We start from the raw sequence: 2,881 nt of genomic DNA, 5'->3' as shown, positions 1-2,881 counted from the left end.
TAACTCCAGACACATCGCCGGCCTTATTTTAGATTTGCCGGTAGAGTCCACGGACGGGGTGAAAATTCTGCGGGCAGGATGCGAAGCGCTGTCACTGAATCAGACCGCCCGGTGTGGTAAGCTGGTCTTTTCTGAACTGACAGAACGGGCGCATGAAAAAATCCACCCCGGTGCCGCATGACGCGGCCTTCAGGGCCTTCCTGACTCATCCCGACACCGCCCGGGATTTCATCGCCCTTCACCTCCCGGCTGAACTGCGCGCCCTCTGCGACCTCAGCACCCTGAAACTCGAATCCGGCAGCTTTGTGAACGTAGCGCCCTTTCAGGGCGAGCGTCACCGCTTTGCGGTTCCGATAGTTTGCTTGCCCGGCGTCCCTCTTTATACTCTGCAGCATGTACATCCCCCGACCTGCAAAGCTGCTCTTCACCGTCAATGACGGCTGGAATAAATTTCTCGACAAACACGGCGACCGCGTCAGCGAATGGACCCGCCTCTGCGTCGAGCGCATGCTCTCCTGCGGCACCACCTGTATGGGCGTTCGCCGCTACTGTTGCGCGTCACCTGACTGTACCCACACCCGTCTCTTCTGCCAGAGCTGTAAATCAAAGGCCTGCAGCTCCTGCGGCTTCAAAGCCACAGAGCAGTGGGTCACACAGCAGACACATATCCTCCCCGACTGCGACTGGCAGTACATTACCTTCACCATGCCACACATCCTGTGGCCGTTCTTCAACAACAACTGGCTCCAGCTCAACGCGCTCTTCCGCTCTGCCACCCGAGCGATGCTGCGATGGGCCCGCAAACAGAGCCTGGAGGTCGGTATCTTCTGCGCCCTGCACAGGGCATTTAAAAATCAGTTCCAACCCCAATGCTCGTTGAAAAAACCCACTATCTTGAAGCAAAAATAAATCATTAAAATCAATACATTAAGTCAATCAACCTGCGCAAAGCGGGCGAGTAATCCAGCGCTGAAGCTTCAACCATCTTCAAGACCCAGCCCGACCACTCCTCCGGATAGCCGGAAACCCCGTACTTTATTGGCACCCGGACTTGAAACATTTTCGCAACAGACTACGCTTACCGGGAATATTTGAAGGAGAGTGAAATAATGGGAATTTTATCCTGGGTCGTTTTTGGCCTGATTGCAGGCGTTCTGGCTAAGTGGATTATGCCGGGTAAGGACAGTGGTGGTTTCATCGTTACGGTGATTCTGGGTATCATCGGTGCCGTGGTGGGGGGCTGGATAAGCACTCTGTTCGGATTTGGTAAAGTGGATGGCTTTAACACAGGCAGTTTCGCCGTGGCCGTAGTCGGAGCTCTGGTGGTGCTGTTTATCTACCGGAAGCTGAGAAGCTGATTTACACGTCTGCAAAGCTGCCGTGTGCAGCTTTTTTTTTCCCGGCAGGGTGAATGCGTGATGACATCTGACCCTGTCTTCTCATCTCGATTTTACCTGAAAATATTTGGCTAATTACCTCACCATCAGCAGCAAAAACTGACCGCAGCTCCTGAGAAGAAACGAGGTTTGACGCGGATTCCTCAGATTCGCAGCTTTACAATGGGTATGATGTTTGACGCAATCACAACATGCAGAACTGATACAAAACTGAACTGGTTTAACAGGATGGGTCATGTATCGCTACCCTGACCATCTGGCCGGCGACGTCGCCGCGCTGCCCCAGACCTGCGGCGTCTATCTTTTTCACGGCGACAGTGACGCCCATCCGCTCTACATCGGCAAGAGCATCAATATCCGGCGTCGCGTGCAGTCGCACCTGCGCAATCCACGTGAAGCCCGTCTGCTTGCCGCCACACAGCGTATCAGTTACATCGAAACCGTTGGTGAAATCGGCGCACTGTTGCTCGAATCCACGCTGGTCAAACAGCAGCGGCCGCTTTATAACAAGCGACTGCGTAAGGTACGCCGCCTGTGCGCGCTGCTGGTTCTGGACAACAGCACGCGCATTGTTTTTAGTGACGCGGTGGATTTCTCCCGGACGCCAGACCTGTACGGGCTGTTTGCGCATCGCGCGGCTGCCGTCGACCTCCTGCGTGATATAGCCGACCGGGAACGACTCTGCCTGACCCTCCTTGATATTGAGAAGGGCCGCCCGGGACAGCCATGTTTTCGCTACCAGCTCGCTAAATGCGCCGGCGCATGTTGCGGCGCAGAGCCCCTGTCTGTTCATCAGTCACGGCTGCGCGCTGCGCTGACCCACACTCAGGTTCGGCACTGGCCTTTTCCGGGCCGCATCGCTATCGAAGAGAAGCAGGGGAGGCGTCGTGCTTTCCATGTGATAAGTAACTGGTTTTACCTCGGAACCGCTGCCACCTTGCGTAGTGCGCAGAAACTGCGTCTGCCTGCCGCCGGCTTTGACCGGGACTGCTATCGTATTCTGTGTCGCCGATTGTTCCATGAGCAAAACGCTCACATACGCCTGCTCGATGCTCCCTGAATTTGTTGACCACAAGATTAATCAGACAGAGAAAAGTAAGCTAATGAACGAAAACAGGCGTTATAAACCGCAACCTCTTTATACGCATCAGGGTTAAGGAACTACCTGAAGGCTACCGCGTAACTGGTCAGAGGAAACGCAACGCCTTAGAATCATTCAGACTCAAACCGGGCCATCCCCATACCCCGGAAGGCCATTTCCACATCAAATACAGTTATGAGCTCACCCTGAAGCGGATCTTCTCTGGACTCAAGAAAGGACGTGGTGAAAAGTGAACCGCCCCGGGAATCCTGGAGACTAAACTCTTTGAGAGAGAGGTAAACAGGATGACTAAAAATACGCGTTTCTCCCCGGAGGTTCGTCAGCGCGCCGTCCGTATGGTTCTGGAAAATCAGAACGACTATGACTCACAGTGGGCAGCCCT

At 54.4% G+C, this 2,881-nt stretch carries 3 protein-coding genes and 2 pseudogenes; all 5 read left to right on the top strand.

What is annotated here, in order from left to right:
- Positions 1-181 (top strand): hypothetical protein (locus tag ACSZPU_RS24795; RefSeq protein ID WP_499004240.1); only part of this gene is annotated, 181 nt, incomplete at its 5' end.
- Positions 153-308 (top strand): annotated as a pseudogene (locus tag ACSZPU_RS24790) (Rpn family recombination-promoting nuclease/putative transposase); the annotation flags it as partial. The gene ACSZPU_RS24795 and the pseudogene ACSZPU_RS24790, both read left to right, overlap by 29 nt.
- Positions 309-393: 85 nt before the next feature.
- Positions 394-840 (top strand): annotated as a pseudogene (locus tag ACSZPU_RS24785) (transposase zinc-binding domain-containing protein); the annotation flags it as partial.
- A gap of 269 nt (positions 841-1,109) precedes the next feature.
- Entirely contained in the window at positions 1,110-1,358 is a 249-nt protein-coding gene (locus tag ACSZPU_RS24780) for a GlsB/YeaQ/YmgE family stress response membrane protein (protein ID WP_437891578.1), read from the top strand.
- A 274-nt stretch (positions 1,359-1,632) separates the two neighbouring features.
- Complete coding sequence (gene cho, locus ACSZPU_RS24775; protein ID WP_437891579.1) at positions 1,633-2,457, top strand: excinuclease Cho; 825 nt, start codon at positions 1,633-1,635, stop codon at positions 2,455-2,457.
- Positions 2,458-2,881: the final 424 nt, after the last annotated feature.

It is taken from the genome of Phytobacter sp. V69 (genome assembly GCF_965644215.1).
Taxonomy (GTDB): domain Bacteria; phylum Pseudomonadota; class Gammaproteobacteria; order Enterobacterales; family Enterobacteriaceae; genus Phytobacter.
This window is presented reverse-complemented; position numbering and strand designations above follow the sequence as displayed.

What these genes read in the sequence shown, in the direction of transcription:
- ACSZPU_RS24780 (WP_437891578.1), top strand. Translation starts at nt 1,110, where the DNA reads ATGGGAATTTTATCCTGGGTCGTTTTTGGCCTGATTGCAGGCGTTCTG.
- cho (WP_437891579.1), top strand. Translation starts at nt 1,633, where the DNA reads ATGTATCGCTACCCTGACCATCTGGCCGGCGACGTCGCCGCGCTGCCC.